Consider the following 21,349-nt stretch of genomic DNA (forward strand, 5'->3'; position numbering starts at 1 on the left):
GAGCACGCGGAGAATGAACTGTGAGTCCGGTTTGTCGAGGAGGCTCAAGGCATCGTTGGGTTGTGCTGGATCCACCCGAGAAGGCGGCGCCCGCGCGGTGCGGGCACTGCAGCTGATTTTCAGTGGTACTTCTGAAACACCACGCTAGTTGCTAGGCGGCTGATACACGTCAACCGCACTGGTATCCACCGCCTTGGGTAACAACCCCTCGCGATAGAACGCGTCGGCAATCCGTTGCTGCTCGGTCAGGTTGTCCAGCTTCACCGGCTGCACATCGTAACTGCGCCGGGCGTTGGCCTGCTGCACCGTGGCGCTGTCCAGATTCCCCCACAGCGGGCCAAGGATGCGGGCAGCGGCCTCGGGGTTGGCCTTGGTCCAGGCACCGGCTTCACGCAATGCCAGGTACACCTGCTGCAATACCTCAGGATGCGCCTTGGCATAGTCGCTGCCGGCGAGGTAATAGCGCTGGTAACTGGCCAGTTCGCTACCGTCGGCCAGGATCCGTGCGTTCTGCTGACGCTGGGCGCTGGCCACGTAAGGGTCCCAGGTTACCCAGGCATCGACCTTGTGGTTCTCGAAGGCGGCGCGGCCGTCGGCGGGGATCAGGTACGCCGGGGTGATGTCCTTGAAGGTCAGCCCGGCCTTGGCCAGGGCCTGGATCAACAGATAGTGGCTGCCAGCGGCTTTGGTCACCGCCACACGCTTGCCTTTGAGGTCGGCCAGGGTCTTGAGCGGTGAATCCGCCGGCACCAGGATCGCCTGGGCGGTCGGCGAAGGTGCTTCCCGGGCGAAATAGGTCAACTGGGCGCCTGCCGCTTGAGTGAATACCGGCACGGTGTCGGCAACGTCCGCCGAGAGGTCGACATTGCCCAGGTTCAGGGCCTCCAGCAGCGGCAGGCCGCTGGGGAACTCGTGCCAGGTCACACGAATGCCCTCGGCCTGCAGGCGCTGTTCGAGGCTGCCCCGGGCCTTCAGCAGGGTCAGCAGGGTCGACGACTTCTGGTAGCCGATGCGCAAGGTCTGCTCGGCGCTGGCAAGGCTTGGCAGCAAGGCGCTGGCGAGCAGCGCCAGGCCCAATTGGCGCAGGGGTTTAAAGGTCATGGGTACGTCTCCGGGATCAGGGTTGCGCTGCAAGCTTGGCGGCGGCGGGAAGGGTGAAGCCGGTGGCAAAGGTCGGGGCCACATCGAGGCGCTCGGTCATCAGGCCGTGGGCGTGGTAGAAGTCGGCGGTGTCCTGCTGCTCGGTCACGGTTTGCGTGTCGATCACTTGCCAGCGCAGCTGCCGACGCTCGAATTGCAAGCGGGCGGCCTCTACCGGGAAGCCAATGATCGCTGCCAAGGTTTTCGAGTAGGTATCCAAGTGTTGGTTGGCCCACACCTGCGCTGCGGCCAGGCGGTTGAGATAGTCCTGCAGCGCTGCACGACGCCCAGGCTCCTCCAACGCCTTGTCGGTGGCGGCAAGGAAACTGTTGCCGGTGGACAGGCCACGACCGTTGACCAACACACGGCCTTGCCCACTCAACTCGGCCAGCGCTGTGTAAGGCTCCCAGGTCGACCAGGCATCCACCGAGCCGTTGGCCAGGGCGATCTTGGCGTCCACCGGCCCAAGGAAACGGAACTCCACATCCTTCTCGGTCAGCCCTGCCTGGGCCAGCGCCTTGAGTGCCAGGTGGTGCCCGATCGACCCTCGCCCGGTGGCGATGCGCTTACCCTTGAGTTCGGCCGCACTGCGCAGCGGCGCCTCCGGCCGCACCAGCAACGCCGTGCCATAAGGGTCGGACTTGTCCACTGCGATGGCCTTGACCGGTGCTCCGGAGGCCAGCACGAACAGCAGTGGCGCATCGCCGATGATGCCGGCATCGATCGCCCCAGCGTTGAGCGCTTCGGCCAGCGGCGCGGCGGCAGGGAACTCGGCCCAGCGGATGTCGTAGGGCAGGTCGCGCAGGGCGTCGGCGGCCTCCAGCTGGGCGCGCATGTTACCCTTCTGGTCGCCGATGCGCAGGGTCAGGCGCTCGCTGGCGCCGGCATGACCGGCCAGCAGCAGGGCAACGGCAACGGTCAGCAGCTTCGTTCGGATGGACATGATGCTCCTCGGTGTCTTGGCGGGCAGCATCGTGCGGCCCGGGTCAAGCGACTCTAGCGAGATCCTTTAAATAAATTAAATTGATTTTAGGAATAACCTAATATGCGTTTTTATCTTCTAGAATCATCCCGACGGCACTACCCTCCAGTGCGATGATGCTGATGCCTGATTTTTTCCCGTTCGACCCAGAGAGCGCCGATTATGAAAATCGATGATATGGACGCCTTCGTCGCCGTCATTCGTTGCCAGTCCACCAACCTTGCCGCCGAGGCCCTGCAACTGACGCAGCCGGCCATCACCCGGCGGGTGCAGAATTTCGAGGAAGACCTCGGCGCCACCCTCCTCGACCGCAACACCAAGCCGCTCAAACCCACCCCCATGGGCTTGCGGGTCTACGAGCAGTGCAAGGCGATCCTGCGCGAAATAGACTCACTGCGTGAACTGGTAGCCAACGATGGCGCGCCATCGGGCACCTTGCGCCTGGGTGTGCCGCAGACGTTGGGCGACGTTGTGCTGCTCGACGCCCTGGCACAGATCCGCGAGACCTACCCTCAACTGCGCACCCAGGTCACCAGCGGCTGGGGCAGCAGCCTGATCGCGCGTATGGAAAATGGTGAGCTGGACGCTGCGGCGGCGCTGTTCCCGCCAGGCAAGATTTTCCCCGAAGGGATCGCCAGCCAGTCGATCGCGCGCATGCCGCTGAAGGTGGTCACGGCCAAGGGCGGCGCCGGCAAGCGCAGTTACAAACTCAAGGACTGCTACACCCGCGGCTGGGTGCTGAACCCGGATGGCTGTGGCTTCCGCGCCGGGTTACAACGGGCATTGAGTGAGCAAGGGCTGAGCCTGTCGATCAACCTGGAAACCTTCGGCACCGAGTTGCAACTGGGGCTGGTCGCCAATGGCCAAGGCCTGGGACTGGTTCCCGAGCCGCTGCTGCAGACCAGCCGGCACCGCAATGCGCTGGATGTACTGAATATCAGCGATTTCAAGCCGCAGGTGGATCTGTGGCTGTTCCATCCGCGCTACCTGGGTAATTTGCAGGAGCCAGTGGAGCTTTTTGGTGAGGTGGCGGGACATCGATTGCTGGGTTGAGATCACTGGCCGGTGCAGCCTTGTGTGGCGAAAGGGCTGCAATACGGCCCTAACTCTAAATGCAATATGCGCATAACCAGAAAGATACTAAATTAGAAAAACTAATAATTAGCATAGAACTAAAAAGACTTTTACAGCCTTCATCCATACGAATACGGTCTTAAGCAGTACACCGTCATTCAGGGATGAGCCTCATGAGTCAACCGTCCGACAGCGCGCTCGCCGAGCTGACGCAGGCCCTCGCAGCTAACGCCGAGCGCTACGACCGCAGCGCCCAGTTCCCCCACGACAACTTCCACTTGCTGCACCGCCACGGGCTGCTCGCCCTCACCGTACCCCGTGCCCTCGGCGGAGGCGGCGCGGACCTTGCCAGCGCCCGCCGGGTGATCGGCGCGGTCGGCAAGGGTGACCCGGCCACCGCGCTGATCCTGGTGATGCAATACCTGCAACATTTTCGCCTGCAGGACGAAGCACGCTGGCCCCAGCCTCTGCGCCAGCGCGTGGCTTACGATGCCGTGCGGCACGGCGCGCTGATCAACGCCCTGCGCGTCGAACCTGAACTGGGCACCCCGGCCCGTGGTGGCCTGCCCGCCACCGTGGCGCGCCGCACGGCCGAAGGCTGGCGCTTGAACGGGCGAAAGATCTACTCCACCGGCAGCCACGGCCTGACCTGGTACCTGGTGTGGGGCCGCAGCGACGACAACGACCCGTTGGTCGGCGGCTTCCTTGTGCACCGCGACACGCCTGGCATCACGATCATCGATGACTGGGACCACTTGGGCATGCGCGCCACCTGCAGCCACGAAGTGCGCTTCGACGATGTGCTGATTCCCCTCGACCACGCCGTCAGCGTCAGCCCCGCCAGTGCCCCGAAGGCCGAACTCGACGGCGAGAGCCTACTGTGGATGGCGGTGCTACTGCCGGCCGTATACGACGGCGTGGCCCGCGCCGCGCGCGACTGGCTGGCGGGCTTTCTCAAGCAGCGCACACCTTCCAACCTGGGGGCGCCGCTGGCCAGCCTGCCACGCTTCCAGCATGTACTGGGCCGCATCGACACCCTGCTGTTCGCCAACCAGAGCCTGCTCGACGGTGCCGCCGCCGGGCACATCTCACCCCAGCATGCCGGGCAGCTCAAGCATCTGGTCAGCGCCAACGCCATCCAGGCCGTGGAACTGGCCATCGAGGCCGCCGGCAATCCCGGGCTGTCGCGGCGCAACCCGCTGGAGCGCCACTACCGCGATGTACTCTGCAGCCGGATCCACACCCCACAGGACGATGTGGTGTTCGGCCAGGTCGGCCGTGCCGCGCTGACGGAGGTACAGGCATGAACCACTCGATCATCGCCAGCCAGCTCGACGACCAGGCCAACCAGCACCTGCGCGAACACTTGCCAGGCCATGAAGTCATTGATATCGCCCCCGACCAGCTGGCTGTCGAAGCCCCCGCCGATGTGTTCATCCTGCGCCCGATCAATGTGCGGGGGCAACGCGTAGACACCCCGCCACCCGGGTGGCCCTGGGGCCTGAAGTGGGTGCAACTGGTGTCTTCGGGCATCGACTTCTACCCCGACTGGGTGTTCCAGGGTGCAACGGTAACCAGCGGCAAAGGCGCCAACGCCGAACAAGTGGCCGAGTTTGCCCTGGCTTTGGTGTTCGCCGCCGCCAAGCAACTGCCCGGTCTGTGGGTCAAGGACGCCGACTGGCGCCTGACCCCGCTGGCACCTTTGCGTGGCCGCACCCTGGGCATCCTCGGCTTCGGCAGTATCGGCCAGAGCCTGGCGCGCAAGGCCGTGGCCCTGGGGCTTCGGGTTCTGGCCCTGAGCCGCCCCGGCCAGGCCATCGCAGACATCCCTGGCGTAGAACGTGTGGCCGACCTGCGACAGCTGTTCGCCGGCAGCGACCATCTGGTGCTGGCCGCCCCGCTCACTGCGGCCACCCGTGGCCTGATCGACCGCCAGGTCCTGGCCTATGCCCGCCCCGGCCTGCACCTGATCAACATTGCCCGCGGCGGCTTGCTCGACCAACAGGCCCTGCTCGACGCCCTGGACAGCGGCTTGATCGGCCGGGCCAGCCTGGATGTCACGGAACCCGAGCCACTGCCGGCAGGCCACCCTTTGTACCACCACCCTCGGGTGTTCCTGTCACCGCACACCTCGGCCATTTCCGAGGACGGCTACCCGGCCTTTCTCGACGCCTTCATCGCCAACTTCCACCGCTACCACGAGCAGGCGCCCCTGGCCAACCTGGTCGACACGGCGCGCGGCTATTGATTACCGGAGAGCACCCATGAGTTCACTGTCTGCCGTCACCACCAGCACCTGCAACGTACGCGACCGGGTCAGCGCCGAAGAGTGGGAGGTACGGGTCAAGCTGGCCGCCGCTTACCGTCTGGCTGCGCTGCTGCGCTGGACCGACCACATCTACACGCACTTCTCGGTCCGCGTGCCGGGGCCGCACGAGCATTTTCTGATAAACGCGTTCGGCCTGCTGTTCGACGAAATTACCGCCTCCAACCTGGTCAAGGTCGACGTCGACGGCGCAATCATCGACGACCCGCTGGGGCTGGGCATCAACCAGGCCGGCTACGTCATTCACAGCGCCATCCACCGCGCACGGCCTGATCTCAAGGCTGTGCTGCACACCCATACTCGCGACGGCGCGGCGGTGTCCGCCCAGCGCGACGGGTTGCTGCCGATCTCCCAGCACGCTTTGGCCTACTACAGCCGCGTGGTTTACCACGACTACGAAGGCGTCGCCCTGGACCTGGACGAGCAAGCACGGCTGGTGGCCAATCTGGGCGACAGCAACATTCTTATTTTGCGCAACCACGGGCTGCTGACCGGAGGTGTCAGCGTGGAACACGCGTTCCGTGAGCTGCATGGGCTGGAGCGGGCCTGCAACATCCAGGTCGCCGCCCAGGCCGGGGGCAACGACCAACTGTTACATGCCTCAGAGGCGGCGATTGCCAAGGTGCATGAGCAGTCCAAACGGTTTTCCGATGGTCAGGGGGAAAGCATCCAGCGGCATTGGGATGCGCTGATTCGGCAGTTGGATCGCGAGGGCCGCGATTACCAGGACTGACTCCAAGGCACCTTTTGCCTGTTCCTGAATTGGCCGGAACAGGAGAGCCCCATTCATTGAAGGACGTATCCCATGCCCCCACTGCACCAGCTGTTCGCCATCGGCACCCTGGCCCTGGCCCTCAGCGCCTGCTCGCCGGCCGACAACACCTCAACCAGCAAGACCCTCAACATCGCCTTCTGGGGTGACAACACCACGCTGGTCAGCGTCGACCCCTTTCAGGTCTACTGGCTCGAACACCGCGTGCTGCTGCGCAACGTCGCCGAGTCGCTCACTGACCAAGACCCGCAGACCGGCCGCATCATTCCGTGGCTGGCGAAAACCTGGGAGGTCGGTGCCGATGCCCTGAGCTACACCTTCCACCTGCGCGAGGACGTCACCTTCAGCAACGGCGAACGCTTCGATGCTCACGCCGTGAAAACCGCCTTCGACAGCAACAAAGCGTTCGCCAGCCAGTTGCCGGCCACCTTCGGTGCCACCTACCTCGCCGGCTACGACCACGCCGAGGTGATCGACGACTTCACCGTGCGCCTGGTCCTGGCAAAACCCAACGCGGGTTTCCTTCAGGCCACGTCCACCACCAACCTGGCCATTCTCGCCCCGGCCTCGTACCGGCTGAGCCCGCAGCAACGCTCGCTGGGCAAGATCATCGGTACTGGGCCATTCATCCTCGATCACTACACCCCGGAGGTCGGCGCACGCCTGGTCAAGCGCGCTGATTACGCCTGGCCATCGGCCAACGTGCGCAACCAGGGCCCGGCGTACCTGGATGCCGTGGACATCAGCTACATCCCCGAAGAGAGCGTGCGCAACGGCCTGTTCCTGCAAGGCAAGGCCGACATCCTGTGGCCACGCAACCCGTTCTCGGAAGTCGACCTGAAGCTGTTTCAGTCCAAGGGCGCGACCATCCAGAGCCGTTCGCTGCCGGGCCCGGCGCTGAACCTCTACCCCAACACCCGCAACGACCGGCTGCTCGGTGACCGCCAAGTCCGCCTGGCGCTGCAGAAGGCCATCGACCGCACCAGCTACGCGCACACCGTCTACAACAGTGCGTTCCCGGTGGTGAGTGGCGTATACGACGTCACCACACCGTTCTTCAAAGCCCAAGCCGAGAAGCTCGCCTACGACCCCAAAGGCGCCGAGCAACTGCTCGACGCCGCCGGCTGGCACAAAGGCGACGACGGCTACCGACACAAGAACGGCCAGCGCCTGACGCTGCGTTACAACCTCACACCCGCCGAAAGCGCCGGTGACGTGCTGGTACAGGACCAACTGCGCAAAGTGGGTATCGACCTCAAGCTGAACGTACTGACCCGCGCCGAGTGGGTGACCGGCAACTCGGCAGGCACCTACGACCTCACCTCCACCTACATGACCCGCGCCGACCCGATCATCCTGCAGACCATCCTCGACCCGCGCGCCGCCAACAGCGCCACGCTCGCCACCAACACCTACGAGCCCACCACCCTGGCCAAAGCTCAGGCGCTGTTCGACAGCGGTATCACCGCCACTGCCGACACGCAACGGGCCCAGGCCTACGGCCAACTGCAGGACCTGCTGGTCGACGAAGCGTCGGCGTTCCCGCTGTACGAGCGCGTCTGGCAGGCCGCCACCGCGCCGCGGGTCAAGCACTTCCACTGGACTGCCGAAGGCTTCGCCCTGCTCAGTGACATCCAGGTTGGCCAGCCATGAGACGCTACCTGATCGGCCGCGTCGGCCAGGCCCTGTTGGTGCTGTGGGGGGCTTATACCATCACCTACTTCATCCTCTACCTGCTGCCCGGCGACACCTTGGCGATCATGCTAAGCGCCTCCGGCATGGAAGCCGACGGCCTGTCGCCTGAGGACCTGGCCAAAGCACGCACTTACTACGGGCTGGACAAAGGCTTGTTCGAGCAGTATTTCGACCTGCTGTGGCGGGCCCTGCACGGCGACCTTGGCCAATCGCTGTCGCTGGGCCGACCGGTCACGGCACTGTTGGCCGAGCGCCTGCCGCAGACCCTGGCCCTGGCCGGTGCCGCCATTGCCCTGTCGCTGTTGGCGGGTGTCGGCCTTGCCTGCCTGACCGCCTACCTGCAATGGCGTCCACTGAAGACTGCACTGGCGCGCCTGCCCTCGCTGGGCTTCTCGGTGCCGGTGTTCTGGATGGGCCTGCTGCTGCTCCAGGTGTTCGCTTTCGCGTTGGGCTGGTTTCCGGCCACGGGCAGCCAAGGCCTGGCCAGCCTGGTGCTGCCGGCTATCACCCTGGCGATCCCCAGCGCTGCGGTGTACGCCCAGGTGCTGCAACGCGGCTTTCAGGTCGTGTGGCAGGAGCCGTACATCACCACCGCCTTCGCCAAGGGCCTTAGCCGGGCCCAGGTTCAGGCACGCCATGGCCTGCGCAACGCGGCGCTGCCGCTATTGACGCTGGTCGGCCTGCAAGTCGGCAATACGGTGTCCGGGGCCGTACTGGTGGAAACCATCTTCTCGCGCAACGGCGTCGGCCGTCTGGCCCAGGAAGCTGTGCTGCGCCAGGACATCCCCGTAGTGCTGGCGATCGTCGGGGCGTCGGCTGCGGCCTTCGTGGTGGTGAACCTGATTGTCGATCTGTTCTATCCCTACCTCGACCCGCGCATCACCCACACCGCGAAGGTGAACTGAGATGACCCTCGACATACCCCTGTCACCCCTCGACACCGCGCCCTCCGAGCCCCGCCCTGCCGCCACCTGGAAGCGTCGCACGCGTTGGCAGCGCGCATACCAGAAGTTGGCCCCGCTGCTGCGCCGACCCGGTTTCAGCCTGGCGCTGCTGATCGTACTGTTCGCCCTGCTTTGCGCGCTGGCCCCGCACTGGCTCAGCAGCTTCGACCCCTACGCCACCGCGCCCGCCGACAAGCTCAGTCCACCCAGCCTGGCGCACTGGTTCGGCACCGACGAACTGGGCCGCGACCTCTACACCCGGGTGGTGCATGGCGCGCGCCTGTCGGTGCTCGCCGCCCTGCTGGCGGTGGCCATCGCCTTGCTGGGCGGCTTGGGCCTGGGCGTGCTGGCCGGTTTTGCCGGCGGGCGCGTCGACGCGGCGCTGATGCGCCTGATCGACGTACTGCTGGCCCTGCCCGGCCTGCTGTTGGCCCTGGCCATCGTCACCGCCATTGGCTTCGGCACCGTGCCGGTGGCCGTCGCCGTGGGCGTCGGCATCCTGCCCGGTTTTGCCCGCACCACCCGAGCCGAAGTGCTGCGCATCAAGACCCTGCCCTTTGTGGAGGCCGCACGCCTGTGCGGTGCCAGCTGGGCACGCACCCTGCTGCGCCATGTACTGCCCAATGCCTGGAGCCCGGTAGCGGTGCTCGCCACCCTGGACTTCGGCGCTGCCATCCTGGCCACGGCCGGGCTGAGCTTCCTCGGCTTTGGCGCGGCACCACCCGCCGCAGAATGGGGCACGCTGATCGCCAACGGCCGTCACTTCCTCATCACCGCCCCTTGGGTATCCCTGCTGCCGGGGCTGTTCGTGGTGGCCGTGGTGTTCAGCCTCAACCACCTGGCGCGCAGCGCCGAGGAGCATGCCCGATGAGCCAGTCCCCCCTGATCGAGGTCCGCGACCTAAGCGTCAGCTACAGCTTCGCCGGGCAACGCAGCCAGGCCCTGCGCCAGCTGTCGTTCAGCCTGGTCCAGGGCGAGACCCTGGCGGTGGTGGGCGAGTCAGGCTCGGGCAAGTCGACCCTGGCCAACGCCCTGCTTGGTCTGTTGCCGGGCAATGCACGCATCGACCAAGGCCAGTTATGGGTCGATGGTGTCGATATGGCGCAAGCCAGCGAACGCGCCAGGCGCCAGTTGCGCGGGCGCACCATCGGCCTGGTGCCGCAAGACCCAATGGTCAGCCTTAACCCCACCCAACGGATCGGCCAGCAAATCGCCGAGGCGCTGCAACTGGCGCGTGGACGACGCTATCCAGGCCAAGAGGCCGAGGTGCTGGCGCTGCTGGACCAGGTCGGCCTCGACGAGCCGGTGCTGCGGGCGAGGCAGTACCCCCATGAGCTGTCCGGCGGCATGCGCCAGCGGGTGCTGATTGCCATCGCCCTGGCCGGCGAGCCACGGTTGATCATCGCTGACGAGCCCACCAGTGCGCTGGACGTGACCGTGCAGCGGCGTATTCTCGATCACCTGCAACTGCTGGTCGCCGAGCGTGGCATCTCGCTGTTGATCATCACCCATGATCTGGGCATGGCCTGTGACCGCGCCGACCGCCTGCTGGTGATGAAGCAGGGTGAGCAGGTCGAACACGGCTCGCCCCGGCAGATCCTCTGGGGCGCCCAGCAACCCTACACCCGCGCCCTGCTTGATGCCGCGCCGGCCTTCGTGCCACGGCGCAGGCCAGCCGCACCGCGCGGCCAGACGCCTCTGTTGCGTCTGAGCCATGTCGGCAAACGGTTCGAGCTGCCCGGCAACAACGCGCACTACACCGCCCTGCACGACCTGAGCCTTGAACTGCATGCCGGGCAGACCCTGGCGATTGTCGGCGAATCCGGCTCGGGCAAGAGCACCGCCCTGCGCATCGCCCTGGGCCTGGAGAAGCCCAGCCAAGGGCAGGTGGTGTTCGCCGGCGAGGACGTCACCGATTACAGCTGGAGCCAGTTCCGCCCCTTGCGCCGGCGTATTCAGCTGGTGCAGCAAAACCCGTTCGCCGCGCTCGACCCGCGCTTCACCGTGTTCGACAGCATCGTCGAGCCGCTGGTCGCTTTCGGCCTGCTCCGGGGCGAGGCACTAGAGCGCAAGGCCCGCGAGCTGATCACACGGGTGCAATTGCCAGTGCAGTTCCTCGATCGCCTGCCCAGGGAATTGTCGGGTGGCCAGCGCCAACGCGTGGCGATTGCACGGGCGTTGGCACTTGAGCCAGAGGTGCTGCTGCTCGATGAGCCAGTCAGTGCACTGGACGTGTCTGTGCAGGCGCAGATCCTCGCCCTGCTGGACGAATTGCAGCGCGAGCTCGGCATGGCCTATGTGCTGGTCTCCCATGACCTGGCGGTGGTGGCGAGCATGGCAGACCAGGTGCTGGTGCTACGGCGCGGGCAGGTGGTCGAGCAAGGGCCGGCGCTGCAGGTGCTCAGCAAGTCGGCCAGCGCCTACACACGGGCGCTGATCGACGCGATACCAGGGCATTCACGCAGCGTGTTGCCCGTGGCGATTTAACGGTTGTGCCGCGCGGCACTGACGTGTTGCACGGATCGACCCTTGGTGCACATCTGAAAAGAGGTATTGATCATGAGTAAACGGCAGGTCCATCTCGGCGCCATGATCCACGGCGTCGGCCACAAAAGGAGTTCCATTGCATGAGCCTCGAATTCATTGGCCTGATAGGCCCCCATGAAAGCAGCGAATCACAGGCGCCGCGCGGACCGCAGGTTGACCTGGGCTTCATCAAGGCCTTCGCCCAGGCCCAGGAGTACGCCGGCTTCGACAAGGCCCTGCTGGCGGTGAATACCAGCGCGCCAGACTCGATGATTCTCGCCAGCTACGTGGCCGCGCTCACCGAGCGCATCGGCCTGCTGGTGGCACACCGCCCCGGCTTCCAGGCACCGACCTTCGCCGCCCGCCAATTCGCCACCCTCGACCAGCTCAGCCGCGGCCGTGCTTCGATCAACGTGATAACCGGCGGCGACAGCGGTGACCTGCAGCGCGACGGCGACTTTCTCGACAAAGAGGCCCGCTACGCACGCACCGACGAATACCTCGATGTGCTGCGTAACACCTGGACCCAGACGTCGCCCTTCGACCACCACGGCGACCACTACCGGGTAGAGGACAACCTGACCTTGGTCAAACCCGTGGGTAAGCTGCCGGTGTACTTCTCCGGCGCCTCGGACGCGGCGGTAGAAGTCGCGGCCAAGCATGCCGACGTCTACATGATGTGGGGCGAGCCGCTGGAGCAGGTGCGCGAACGCATCGCCCAGGTGCGCAAGGCCGCCGCTCGCTATGGGCGAGAGCAGCACATTCGCTTCAGCCTGTCGCTGCGGCCGATCCTGGGGGCCACCGAGGAGGAAGCCTGGGCCCGCGCTGAACGCATCCTGGCCGATGCACAGCAGCGTATTGGCATCCGCCAGGGCAACCGCCGCGAGAAGAATTTCGGCAAGAGCAACGTGGGGTCCGAACGCCTGGTGCAACTGGCCAGTCAGCGCAAGGTCCACGACACTCGGCTGTGGACAGAGATTGCCGCACTGGGTGGCGGGGCCGGTAATTCCACCTCGCTGGTCGGTACCGCCGAACAGGTCGCCGAAGCGGCGCTGGCGTACTACGACCTGGGCGTGAGCACGTTCCTGTTCCGTGGCTTCGATCAGTTGCGTGATGCCGTGGAGTATGGGCAGGCGCTGATTCCGCGGATTCGGGCGCTGGTAGCAGACCAGGAAGCCGGTCGCAGCACCCGCAGCGCCTGATCTGCACCGGCCTCTTCACGGCGAAGGCCGATCCTTCAGGTGATTGAAGATCCCTGTAGGAACGGTTGTTAGCCGCGAAGAGGCCGGCCCAGGCGATCTAGCGGCCAGATCGCGGTATCGGCAACCCCAAACTTTCCCGAAGGGTCGTGCCCTCATACGCCGTGCGATACACCCCACGCGCCTGCAGCAACGGTACCACTTCTTCGGTAAACCGCCGGAACTGGCCAGGATGACCAATGTAGATATTGAACCCATCCAGCGCCCGCGCTTCGAACCACTCGGCCATCTTCGCCGCCACGGTTTCGGCCGAACCAACGAAGGCCCCTGGCCGTAACTGACGGCCAAACTCAACAGCCTGACGCAGACTGAAGGCCTTGTCCCGCGCCTGGTCGGCAATACGCTTGGCATTCGTGAAAAAGCTGCTCCGTGCAAACGCCAGGCTCTCTTGCGGGAACGGGGCATCCAGGTCGTACTGGCTGAAATCATGCCAGCCGAAGTTGCGCCCGAATTCCTTCAACGCCAGTTCAAAACTGTGGTCGGCCTGATGGTAATGGCGCTCGATCTCACGGGCGTGTGCGTCGTTGTCACCCACGTAGATCTCCGCGCCGGGCAATACCAACAACTGCTCCGGATCGCGGCCCAGGCGTGCGGCGCGGTGCTTGATGTCGCGGTAGAAGGCCTGGCCCTGCTCGATGCTGGCAGCGTGGGTGAACACCACATCAGCCGTGGCGGCCCCGAGCGCTCGGCCTTGTTCGGAATCGCCCGCCTGGAAGATCACCGGCTGCCCTTGGGGCGAGCGCTGGATGTTGAGCGGGCCGACGACCGAGAAATGCTTACCCTTGTGGTTGAGCGCATGCAGCTTGGTCGGGTCGAGGAACCGGCCACTGGCCCGATCACGGGGGAAAGCATCGTCTTCGTACGACTGCCAAAGCCCCTGCACGACGTGCACATGCTCCTCGGCACGGGCGTAACGGGTGTCGTAGTCATAATGCTCGTCGAGCCCGTAGTTACCGGCAGTGCCGGCATCGCCGCTGGTGACCACGTTCCACCCCGCACGGCCCTTGCTGATCAGGTCCAGCGAAGCCAGGCGGCGGGCGACGTTGAAGGGCGCGTTGTAAGAAGTGGTAAGGGTACCCACCAGGCCGATATGGCGGGTGCTGACCGCCAGAGCCGAGAGCAGGGTCAACGGTTCCAGCCGATTAAGATAGTGCGAAGGCGAGCCGGGGGTGATGAACTGGCTGTCGACGATGAACATCAGGTCGAACAACGCGGCTTCCGCCTGCCGGGCGATGGCGATGTACCAGTCGATGTTCACGCTGGCGTCGGCGGGCAGTTCGGGGTCGAGCCACAGGTTGTGCCGCCCCGGGCCGCCACTGCCCATGGTCAGGGCACCGAGTTTGATCTGTCGTTTGCTCATGGGGAATTCCTGTTGGAAGGTTCATATCTGAATGTCGCCGCGGTCCTTGCGCAGCGGCCTAGTTATTGGCGAATGCTGCGTTGAACGAGGTATCGAACAGGCTTTGCGCCGGGTATGCCTTGATCAGCCCGAGCCCGGAGAAGAAGTCCACGGTTTTCTGCGCATCGGCGATCACCTGCGGGTCCAGCGGCGCGAGGTCGGTGCGTGCACGGGCGAACCAGGCACGGGCGATGTCCCGATCAGCACGGGTGAGCTTGGCCCACGCGTCGGCGTAGGCCTCGGTATTGGCGGGGGCGCTCAAGGTCCAGTCACGGGCCTTTTTCAGGCGCTGGAGGAAATCGGCGATCTGCGCACGCTTGAGTTCCACCGCCTTGCTGTTGGCGACCACGAAGCTCTGCGCCGGGATTACCCCATCGGCGGTGGCCAGCACCCGAGCGCCTTGCCGCTCCTGCTGAGTGACGTAAGGCTCCCAAGTGGCGATCACATCCACCGAACCACCGTCCAAGGCGTGGGATGCATCCAGCGCACTGAGGTAACGCAGTTCCACGGCATCACGCGGCACGCCGGCCTTGTCCAGGGCACTGAACAGCAATTGCTGGCTCCACGAGCCTTTCCAGATGGCCGCGCGCTTGCCGCGCAGGTCCTGCAGGCTGTGGATCGGCGAATCCTTGCGCGCCAGGATGGCCACGCCTTCGAGGTTCTGCCGGCTGACCGCAATCACCTTGATCGGCGCCCCCAAAGCACCGAGGAACAGGGGCGGCGCGTCGCCCAGCAGGCCAATATCGAGACTGCCGACGTTGAGCGCTTCGGCCACCGGGGAGCCTGCGGTGAACTGCTTCCATTCCAGGGTGTAAGGCAGTTGTTCCAGCACGCCGGCGGCTTCCATCACTGCACGCGCGTTGTAACTCTGGTCACCGACCACCAGGGTCTGGGCGGCGGCGGCAAGGCTGAAAGTGGTGGCCAACACGGTGGCGGCCAGCTGTTTGAAGTAACGCACGTTCGTCTCCAGATACCCGCTTGGGGCATGTGAGGCGATCCGCGCGTGCGGTCTCGTCTGTGGTTGTTTATAGCCCCGAGGTATTAACGGGGTACTTTTTATAATCTAATCGGTGTTGCGCATCCTGTGAAATGCACGTTGGGCATATCCTCATGCCTTTCACTGCGGCAATTTCAAATCAAACGGCCAATCCTGTAAATGCATTATTTGCATATTAGCTTATGTTTATTTTGCATTTTGAGAATAGAAAAAAGGTTTGCTAGGGTTAACTGAAACCTGAGAGCAGAGCCTGAACCATGACCGAACACCTGCGCCCGCAGCGCTTGCGCCACTTCATTGACCAGCTCGCCGCGCTGCTTGACCAACAGCCTGACGAAGCCACCCTGCTCGACGCAGGCCAAGGCCTGCTGGCCGAGCTGGTCGCCCATGACGACTGGCTGCCGGACGACCTCGCCCAGCCCGACCCACAGCGCTATCAGCAATACCTGCTGCACTGCGACTCGCGCCAACGTTTCTCGGTGGTGAGCTTCGTGTGGGGCCCGGGGCAGCAAACACCGATCCACGACCACCGGGTCTGGGGGCTGATCGGCATGCTGCGCGGTGCCGAGCACGCTCAGGGCTTCGTGCGTGACGCCAAGGGCGCTTTGTTGCCAGAGGGCGCCCCCCTACGCCTGGTACCCGGCCAGGTGGAAGCGGTGTCGCCGCGCATCGGCGACATTCATCAGGTGAGCAATGCGTTCGCCGACCAGGTATCGATCAGCATTCACGTCTATGGCGGCAACATCGGCGCCGTCAAGCGCGCGGTGTACGCCTTGGACGGCAGCGAAAAACCGTTTGTCTCCGGCTATTCCAATACCCGCCTGCCAAACATCTGGGACCTGTCCAAAGAGAACCCTGCCCCATGAGCACCGTCACCACCCGCCGTTACCACGACATCCGCCGTGCTTTACTGGCCCAGGAGGAGCTGGCCCTGATCGACGTCCGCGAAGAAGACCCTTTCGCCCAGGGCCATCCGCTGTTCGCGGCCAACATACCCCTGTCGAAGCTGGAGCTGGAAATCTTCGCCCGCGTTCCCCGGCGGGACACCGCCCTCACCGTCTACGATGACGGTGAGGGGCTCGCCGCCGTCGCCGCGCAGCGCTTACTGGCCCTGGGCTACATCAATGTTGCCGTGCTCGATGGCGGCCTCGCCGGCTGGCGCGCTGCGGGCGGCGAGTTGTTTCGCGATGTCAACGTGCCAAGCAAAGCTTTCGGCGAACTGGTGGAAAGCGTGCGCCACACGCCTTCGCTGGCTGCCGAACAGGTCAAGGCGCTGCTTGATGGACAGGCCAATGTGGTGGTCCTCGATGCCCGCCGCTTCGACGAATACCAGACCATGAGCATCCCCGGCGGCATCAGCGTGCCTGGCGCCGAACTGGTGCTGCGCGTGGCCGAACTGGCGCCTGACCCGGCGACCCAGGTGATCGTCAACTGTGCCGGGCGCACCCGTAGCATCATCGGCACCCAGTCGCTGATCAATGCCGGCATTCCCAATCCGGTGGCGGCCCTGCGCAATGGCACCATCGGCTGGACCCTGGCGGGGCAGCAACTGGCTCATGGTCAGGACCGCCGCTTTGCCGAGGTGGGTGCGGGTACCCGCGCCAACGCCGCCGGCCAGGCCCGGGCGGTAGCAGACCGCGCCGGCGTGCTGCGCCTGGACCGCGCCGGGCTGGGCCAGTGGCAGGCCGACACGCAGCGCACCCTCTACCTGTTCGATGTGCGTACGACCGAGGAATACAGCGCCGGCCATCTGCCGGGCAGCCGCTCGGTGCCCGGCGGGCAACTGGTTCAAGAGACCGACCACGTCGCCAGTGTGCGCGGGGCGCGCATCGCGCTGGTGGACGACGATGGCGTGCGCGCCAACATGAGCGCCTCGTGGCTGGCACAGATGGGCTGGCAGGTCGCTGTGGTCGACGGGCTGACTGCAGCGGACTTCAGCGACCGGGGTGAATGGCAACCGCCGCTGCCCGAATTGCCGGATGCCAGCGAAATAACCGTCGAGCAACTGGCCAGCTGGCTTCAGGAAGACGGCACCGTAGTGCTGGACTTCACCGCCAGTGCCAATTACGTCAAGCGCCATATCCCGGGCGCGTACTGGGCGATCCGTGCCCAGCTGGCCGACGCCCTGGAACGGCCGCCCGAGGCCCGCCGTTACGTGTTGACCTGTGGCAGCAGCCTGCTGGCACGTTTCGCCGCGCGCGACCTGCAGTCGCTGACCCGCACGCCGGTTTACGTGCTCGCAGGAGGCACCGCACGCTGGATCGCCGCCGGTCTTCCATTGGAAGGCGGTGAGGCCCGCCTTGCCGTACCGCGCAGCGATCGCTACCGGCGCCCCTATGAAGGCACAGACAACCCACACGAGGCGATGCAGGGCTACCTGGACTGGGAATTTGGCTTGATTGCGCAGCTTGAGCGCGATGGCACTCATGGTTTCAGGGTGCTTTGAACCGTATCCACGGTGGTATTTGAAACGACGCGCTGGATCGAAAGCGGGCCTGGACGGCCGAGCGCTTTCGAACCAGACGCGTTACAAGGGAAATAACCGTTGCTGGTCGGCCCTCGTCGATACACAACGCTTGATGAATGATGATCAACGGAGCCTGGACCAGATACTCAGTGGTACGTCTGAAACATCACATTAGAAATGCACCTTGATCAATGCACTCAACGCGTTCTGATCGGTCGGAAAACCGTGGCTGTCTTCGATGCCATATTTGTCGGACCAATAGTCCCACTCGATCCCCGCATAGAAACGCGCCGGCGCTTGCCCCATCGCCTTACCGACGTCGTACTTGATCTGGGGGTTGAAGTGGAAACTCTTGGCTACATAGTTCGAGGTACCCTTCGTGCCCACATCATTGACGTACCACTCCAGATAACCGTCGAACAAAATGTCTGAGCGCCCGAGCGGTATCGTCATCGCCCAGGTCGGGTTGATCTGCCACTGTCCAGACGCTTTGCCGGTTATCCCATCGGGCTTGCGGTAGTAAGTGTTCAGTGAAAAACGATCAAAACCAGGCAGGTTCAGGTCAACAGCGGGCCCAAGCAGGTACTTTCGATTGCGCCCTTCTCCGCGCTCATAGGTGGCAGCGATCAACACATCCTTGACGATGCCATTGCTAAGACGGTGGCCACTGATTTTGCCCAGCGACAGTCGCGGTGAAAACTCGCCGTAATAGGTATAGCCATCGTTGCCGGACAAGCCGTTGGACCACTTGTTATCGACGAACAAGAACATGTCGCCCCAGGTCCAGCCACTGGCGTGCTCGAAGGTGATGGTTTGCTGGATATCGTTGCCGGTGCCATCGACTTTATAACCGTGCCCGTAGAGGTAGCTGAGGCTGTTGTTGCTCCACATCAGCGGATTCGCCTGGGCACTGCCAGTGGCCAGCGCGCAGAGTGGGACGACGCTGTGAAGCAGCCAGGAAAGAGCGTTCGGTTTCATTTGCATCCCTTGGGTCGTGATTGTTGGTTTTCGCCAGCAAGGGTATGCAGCAGCGGACGACCTCTCCTCTGGCCCCGGCTCATGCCGAGGCGCCACCCTTGCCGGGGGGAGCGGCGCGAGGCCGCCAGAGCAATGTCCCATGCCAACTTTTGGCACTGACCGCTTCTACTCGAGTTAGCGCAAAGCAGGGCGCGTGCCAACTAATCGGATACACGTAATTTGCTTATTGTGAGCAATCCTCAGGATCAATGAACACCATCCCATCAGAACATTGCGCACTTTATTAGTGCTCAATCGGTACGTTCTGCACCTTCTCAACTCACGCGTCAGTCCAGGCCCCCTCGGAGGCGGGGCGCTACACCGCAAAGTCAGCGGCTTCATGAAATTGGCATGCTTCTGGCTTCTTGTAGCAGCGAGTAGAAGCGGTCAGTGCCAGGCATGGCATGGGGCATTGCTCTTGCGTCCTTCGGGGCGTACATCCGAGCGGATGTTTGAACGAGGCTATGGCAGCCCCGGGCAAGAGAGCAATGTCAGTCGCCAGTTCACGCCCTTTTGCTTCGCGACGCCATTCTCTTCCCACGTTCTCTCCGCCCGGCTCCTTCGCTGTCGCGCTATCCGGCGCACGGTGGTTTTTGAATCGGGGTGAAGAACACATGATGAAAACGCGTTTGGCCTTGGCTCGCCCGCTACGCTCGCTGTTGGCAGCAGCGTTGCTCCCCACCGCGCTGACGATCGCTCCGCTGGCGATCGCTGGCGACAAAGTCGTGTTGCTGACCTCTTGGTATGCTCAGGCCGAACAGGGCGGCTTCTACCAGGCACTGGCCGATGGGTTGTACAAAAAGGAAGGCCTGGATGTGTCCATCCGCATGGGGGGACCACAGGTCAATGGCATGCAACTGCTGGTCAGCAAGCAAGCTGATTTCATCGTCAACTATGACCTGCAGATTCTAAAAAGTGTCGAGCAAGGCCTGCCAGTGGTCGCAGTGGCTGCGCCCTTCCAGGGAGACCCGCAAGGGTTGATGACCCACGCGGACGTCAGCGGACTTGATGGGCTTGGCGGCAAGCCTGTGCTGGTGTCCACCTCGGGCCAGCAAACCTGGTGGCCTTGGCTGAAGGGTAAATATCAATTGGCTGACAACCAGGCGCGGCCTTACACCTTCAACCTGCAACCCTTTCTAGCCGACCCGCAAACCACACAACAGGCGTATGCCAGCTCGGAACTGTTCCAGGCGATAAAGGCAGGCGTGACGCCTAACTTTTTCCTCTTCGCAGATGCCGGTTATCCACCCTACGGATCCACCGTGGTCACCCGTCAAGACATCATCGCTCAGCACCCGGAGCGGGTAGCAGGTTTCGTGCGCGCCTCCATGGAGGGTTGGAAGCGCTATCTGGATGACCCCAGCGCCGGCAATGCACTGATCAAGCGCGACAACCCCAACATGACCGATGAACTGCTGGCCTGGGGCGTCTCGACCCTCAAGCAGTACCGCCTGGTCACCGGTGGAGAGGCCGCAACCCAGGGGATCGGCACCATGACTGACAGCCGCTGGCAAGCGACCCGCGACTTCATGGTCGAGGCGGGTCTGCTCGGTCCCGACGCACCTTGGCGCAACGCTTACACCACGCGCTTTGTGCAAGACCTGAAGGTACTCCCTGAGGCCGAGCAGGTCGGCAGCCGCTGAACACCCTAACAAGCTCAACGCTGTGAGGAATCCTGATTATGTTGGTTACCAAACAACCTGTATTACGCCGTTTCTGGTATGCCCTGCTCCCTATGACAGCCCTCGAAGACGGCCCCAAGCCATTCACCCTGCTGGGTGAAGCGCTGGTGTTGTGGAAGCGTCCCGATGGTACCCCGGTGGCAATGCAGGACCGCTGCTGCCACCGCACCGCCAAACTGTCCAAAGGCTTCGTCAGTGCTGAGGGCACTATCGCCTGCGGGTATCACGGCTGGGAATACGACTGCACCGGCACCTGCGTGAAGATCCCGCAGAATCCCACCGGCGCTATTCCTCCGGGTGCCGCGGTGAAGGCTTATCACTGCCAGGAGAAGTACGGCTATGCCTGGGTCAGCCTGGACGCCCCGCTACAACCGATCCCTGAGTTCCCGGAAGACGGCGCCCCTGGTTACCGACGCATCTTCCAGTTTTACGAAGAGTGGAAGACCAGCCCGCTGCGGGTCATGGAGAACTCCTTCGACAACTCGCACTTTTCCTTCGTGCACAAGGCCAATTTCGGCTTGTTCGACCAGCCCCAACCGGCCAGTTACGAATTTCGCGAAACCGATTATGGCTTCGAAGCCGAGACCCGCGTGCCGATCCGCAACCCCGAGGCAAGCTTCCGTATCACCGGTACGACCGAGCCGATCACCCAACGGCACCTGCTCAACCGCTATTACCTGCCCTTCTCTCGGCGCTTTGGCTGCATGTATCCGGACAGCGGCATCCACCACATCATCTACAACTGCGCCACGCCCATCGACGACAACCGACTGATGCTCGTGCAGTGGTTGTATCGCAACGACAGCGAAGACCAATGCTCAACCCAGGAACTGATCGACTGGGACGCGGCGATCACAGCCGAAGACCGCGACATCCTGGAAGCCACCGATCCTGACGCCTGTGTCGACACCCGCCGCAGGGTGGAACTGCACATGCCATCGGACAAGCCTGGGTTGGTTATTCGCCGGCAACTACTGGGTCTGCTTGAAGCCCATGGCGAGAGCGAAGTGTTCCTCAGCCACTGACACTTGCCCAACGCCCCGGTGCGCCGGGGCATTCACCACCGCTC

Annotated in this window: 18 protein-coding genes; 13 read left to right on the plus strand and 5 right to left on the minus strand. The window is 64.0% G+C overall.

All coding sequences use genetic code 11. From position 1 onward, the window contains the following. Positions 1–144: 144 nt before the first annotated feature. Both ACZ889_RS17930 and ACZ889_RS17935 read right to left on the minus strand, forming a co-directional pair. A complete protein-coding gene (locus tag ACZ889_RS17930) occupies positions 145–1,101 on the minus strand; it encodes an aliphatic sulfonate ABC transporter substrate-binding protein (RefSeq protein ID WP_070095443.1) in 957 nt (318 codons plus the stop codon). A gap of 16 nt (positions 1,102–1,117) precedes the next feature. Then, the gene (locus ACZ889_RS17935; RefSeq protein WP_180690075.1) at positions 1,118–2,083 is read right to left on the minus strand and encodes an ABC transporter substrate-binding protein; all 966 of its coding nucleotides are present in this window, start codon (positions 2,081–2,083) and stop codon (positions 1,118–1,120) included. Between the two features lie 201 nt (positions 2,084–2,284). Between ACZ889_RS17935 and ACZ889_RS17940 the strand changes: the two genes are divergently transcribed. The 9 genes from ACZ889_RS17940 to ACZ889_RS17980 all read left to right on the plus strand — a co-directional run bounded on the left by ACZ889_RS17940 (position 2,285) and on the right by ACZ889_RS17980 (position 12,661). Beyond that, positions 2,285–3,175 (plus strand): LysR family transcriptional regulator, encoded by an 891-nt coding sequence (locus tag ACZ889_RS17940; RefSeq protein ID WP_180690074.1) that lies wholly within the window; start codon positions 2,285–2,287, stop codon positions 3,173–3,175. Positions 3,176–3,369: 194 nt separating this feature from the next. Continuing rightward, positions 3,370–4,503 carry an acyl-CoA dehydrogenase family protein gene (locus ACZ889_RS17945; protein WP_180690073.1) on the plus strand — a complete coding sequence of 378 codons (1,134 nt, stop codon included), beginning with the start codon at positions 3,370–3,372 and terminating at the stop codon, positions 4,501–4,503. Beyond that, positions 4,500–5,444, plus strand: a complete 945-nt coding sequence (locus ACZ889_RS17950; protein WP_144000112.1) for a D-isomer specific 2-hydroxyacid dehydrogenase family protein — start codon at positions 4,500–4,502, stop codon at positions 5,442–5,444. Before ACZ889_RS17945 ends, ACZ889_RS17950 begins: the two co-directional genes overlap by 4 nt. 16 nt (positions 5,445–5,460) lie before the next feature. Continuing rightward, complete coding sequence (locus ACZ889_RS17955) at positions 5,461–6,255, plus strand: class II aldolase/adducin family protein (protein WP_476239104.1); 795 nt, start codon at positions 5,461–5,463, stop codon at positions 6,253–6,255. Between the two features lie 72 nt (positions 6,256–6,327). Continuing rightward, complete coding sequence (locus tag ACZ889_RS17960; RefSeq protein ID WP_441253205.1) at positions 6,328–7,947, plus strand: ABC transporter substrate-binding protein; 1,620 nt, start codon at positions 6,328–6,330, stop codon at positions 7,945–7,947. After that, on the plus strand, positions 7,944–8,894 hold the full coding sequence (locus tag ACZ889_RS17965; protein ID WP_180690072.1) for an ABC transporter permease: 951 nt from the start codon (positions 7,944–7,946) through the stop codon (positions 8,892–8,894). The genes ACZ889_RS17960 and ACZ889_RS17965 overlap by 4 nt, the downstream gene beginning before the upstream one ends. Before the next feature lies 1 nt (position 8,895). Continuing rightward, positions 8,896–9,804: an ABC transporter permease gene (locus tag ACZ889_RS17970; RefSeq protein ID WP_180690071.1), complete on the plus strand. Its 909-nt coding sequence runs from the start codon at positions 8,896–8,898 to the stop codon at positions 9,802–9,804. Beyond that, positions 9,801–11,420, plus strand: coding sequence for a dipeptide ABC transporter ATP-binding protein (locus ACZ889_RS17975; protein ID WP_476257642.1), 1,620 nt, complete (start codon positions 9,801–9,803; stop codon positions 11,418–11,420). Before ACZ889_RS17970 ends, ACZ889_RS17975 begins: the two co-directional genes overlap by 4 nt. Positions 11,421–11,560: 140 nt before the next feature. After that, a complete protein-coding gene (locus ACZ889_RS17980) occupies positions 11,561–12,661 on the plus strand; it encodes an LLM class flavin-dependent oxidoreductase (protein WP_004374416.1) in 1,101 nt (366 codons plus the stop codon). Between the two features lie 97 nt (positions 12,662–12,758). On the opposite strand, the gene ACZ889_RS17985 is transcribed toward ACZ889_RS17980, so the two are convergent. Both ACZ889_RS17985 and ACZ889_RS17990 read right to left on the minus strand, forming a co-directional pair. After that, positions 12,759–14,078, minus strand: coding sequence for an LLM class flavin-dependent oxidoreductase (locus ACZ889_RS17985; RefSeq protein ID WP_004374414.1), 1,320 nt, complete (start codon positions 14,076–14,078; stop codon positions 12,759–12,761). Positions 14,079–14,136: 58 nt separating this feature from the next. Next, positions 14,137–15,075: an ABC transporter substrate-binding protein gene (locus ACZ889_RS17990; RefSeq protein ID WP_004374412.1), complete on the minus strand. Its 939-nt coding sequence runs from the start codon at positions 15,073–15,075 to the stop codon at positions 14,137–14,139. 296 nt (positions 15,076–15,371) lie between these two features. Between ACZ889_RS17990 and ACZ889_RS17995 the strand changes: the two genes are divergently transcribed. Continuing rightward, complete coding sequence (locus tag ACZ889_RS17995) at positions 15,372–15,980, plus strand: cysteine dioxygenase family protein (RefSeq protein WP_004374411.1); 609 nt, start codon at positions 15,372–15,374, stop codon at positions 15,978–15,980. After that, a complete protein-coding gene (locus ACZ889_RS18000) occupies positions 15,977–17,560 on the plus strand; it encodes a rhodanese-related sulfurtransferase (RefSeq protein ID WP_476257643.1) in 1,584 nt (527 codons plus the stop codon). Before ACZ889_RS17995 ends, ACZ889_RS18000 begins: the two co-directional genes overlap by 4 nt. 192 nt (positions 17,561–17,752) lie before the next feature. Here ACZ889_RS18000 and ACZ889_RS18005 read toward each other — a convergent pair whose 3' ends face one another. Continuing rightward, positions 17,753–18,559: a hypothetical protein gene (locus tag ACZ889_RS18005; RefSeq protein ID WP_476257644.1), complete on the minus strand. Its 807-nt coding sequence runs from the start codon at positions 18,557–18,559 to the stop codon at positions 17,753–17,755. Positions 18,560–19,215: 656 nt separating this feature from the next. Here ACZ889_RS18005 and ACZ889_RS18010 point away from each other — a divergent pair. Both ACZ889_RS18010 and ACZ889_RS18015 read left to right on the plus strand, forming a co-directional pair. Then, positions 19,216–20,241, plus strand: coding sequence for an ABC transporter substrate-binding protein (locus ACZ889_RS18010; protein ID WP_100773925.1), 1,026 nt, complete (start codon positions 19,216–19,218; stop codon positions 20,239–20,241). 38 nt (positions 20,242–20,279) lie between these two features. Further along, positions 20,280–21,305: an aromatic ring-hydroxylating dioxygenase subunit alpha gene (locus ACZ889_RS18015; protein ID WP_004374403.1), complete on the plus strand. Its 1,026-nt coding sequence runs from the start codon at positions 20,280–20,282 to the stop codon at positions 21,303–21,305. The last annotated feature ends 44 nt before the right edge of the window (positions 21,306–21,349 follow it).

The sequence above is a fragment of the Pseudomonas sp. TE3895 genome, assembly GCF_056278855.1.

Excerpts from the sequence above, each read along its gene's own strand:
- ACZ889_RS17930 (WP_070095443.1), bottom strand. The coding sequence starts at position 1,101 with ATGACCTTTAAACCCCTGCGCCAATTGGGCCTGGCGCTGCTCGCCAGC.
- ACZ889_RS17935 (WP_180690075.1), bottom strand. The coding sequence starts at position 2,083 with ATGTCCATCCGAACGAAGCTGCTGACCGTTGCCGTTGCCCTGCTGCTG.
- ACZ889_RS17940 (WP_180690074.1), top strand. The coding sequence starts at position 2,285 with ATGAAAATCGATGATATGGACGCCTTCGTCGCCGTCATTCGTTGCCAG.
- ACZ889_RS17945 (WP_180690073.1), top strand. The coding sequence starts at position 3,370 with ATGAGTCAACCGTCCGACAGCGCGCTCGCCGAGCTGACGCAGGCCCTC.
- ACZ889_RS17950 (WP_144000112.1), top strand. The coding sequence starts at position 4,500 with ATGAACCACTCGATCATCGCCAGCCAGCTCGACGACCAGGCCAACCAG.
- ACZ889_RS17955 (WP_476239104.1), top strand. The coding sequence starts at position 5,461 with ATGAGTTCACTGTCTGCCGTCACCACCAGCACCTGCAACGTACGCGAC.
- ACZ889_RS17960 (WP_441253205.1), top strand. The coding sequence starts at position 6,328 with ATGCCCCCACTGCACCAGCTGTTCGCCATCGGCACCCTGGCCCTGGCC.
- ACZ889_RS17965 (WP_180690072.1), top strand. The coding sequence starts at position 7,944 with ATGAGACGCTACCTGATCGGCCGCGTCGGCCAGGCCCTGTTGGTGCTG.
- ACZ889_RS17970 (WP_180690071.1), top strand. The coding sequence starts at position 8,896 with ATGACCCTCGACATACCCCTGTCACCCCTCGACACCGCGCCCTCCGAG.
- ACZ889_RS17975 (WP_476257642.1), top strand. The coding sequence starts at position 9,801 with ATGAGCCAGTCCCCCCTGATCGAGGTCCGCGACCTAAGCGTCAGCTAC.
- ACZ889_RS17980 (WP_004374416.1), top strand. The coding sequence starts at position 11,561 with ATGAGCCTCGAATTCATTGGCCTGATAGGCCCCCATGAAAGCAGCGAA.
- ACZ889_RS17985 (WP_004374414.1), bottom strand. The coding sequence starts at position 14,078 with ATGAGCAAACGACAGATCAAACTCGGTGCCCTGACCATGGGCAGTGGC.
- ACZ889_RS17995 (WP_004374411.1), top strand. The coding sequence starts at position 15,372 with ATGACCGAACACCTGCGCCCGCAGCGCTTGCGCCACTTCATTGACCAG.
- ACZ889_RS18000 (WP_476257643.1), top strand. The coding sequence starts at position 15,977 with ATGAGCACCGTCACCACCCGCCGTTACCACGACATCCGCCGTGCTTTA.
- ACZ889_RS18005 (WP_476257644.1), bottom strand. The coding sequence starts at position 18,559 with ATGAAACCGAACGCTCTTTCCTGGCTGCTTCACAGCGTCGTCCCACTC.
- ACZ889_RS18010 (WP_100773925.1), top strand. The coding sequence starts at position 19,216 with ATGAAAACGCGTTTGGCCTTGGCTCGCCCGCTACGCTCGCTGTTGGCA.
- ACZ889_RS18015 (WP_004374403.1), top strand. The coding sequence starts at position 20,280 with ATGTTGGTTACCAAACAACCTGTATTACGCCGTTTCTGGTATGCCCTG.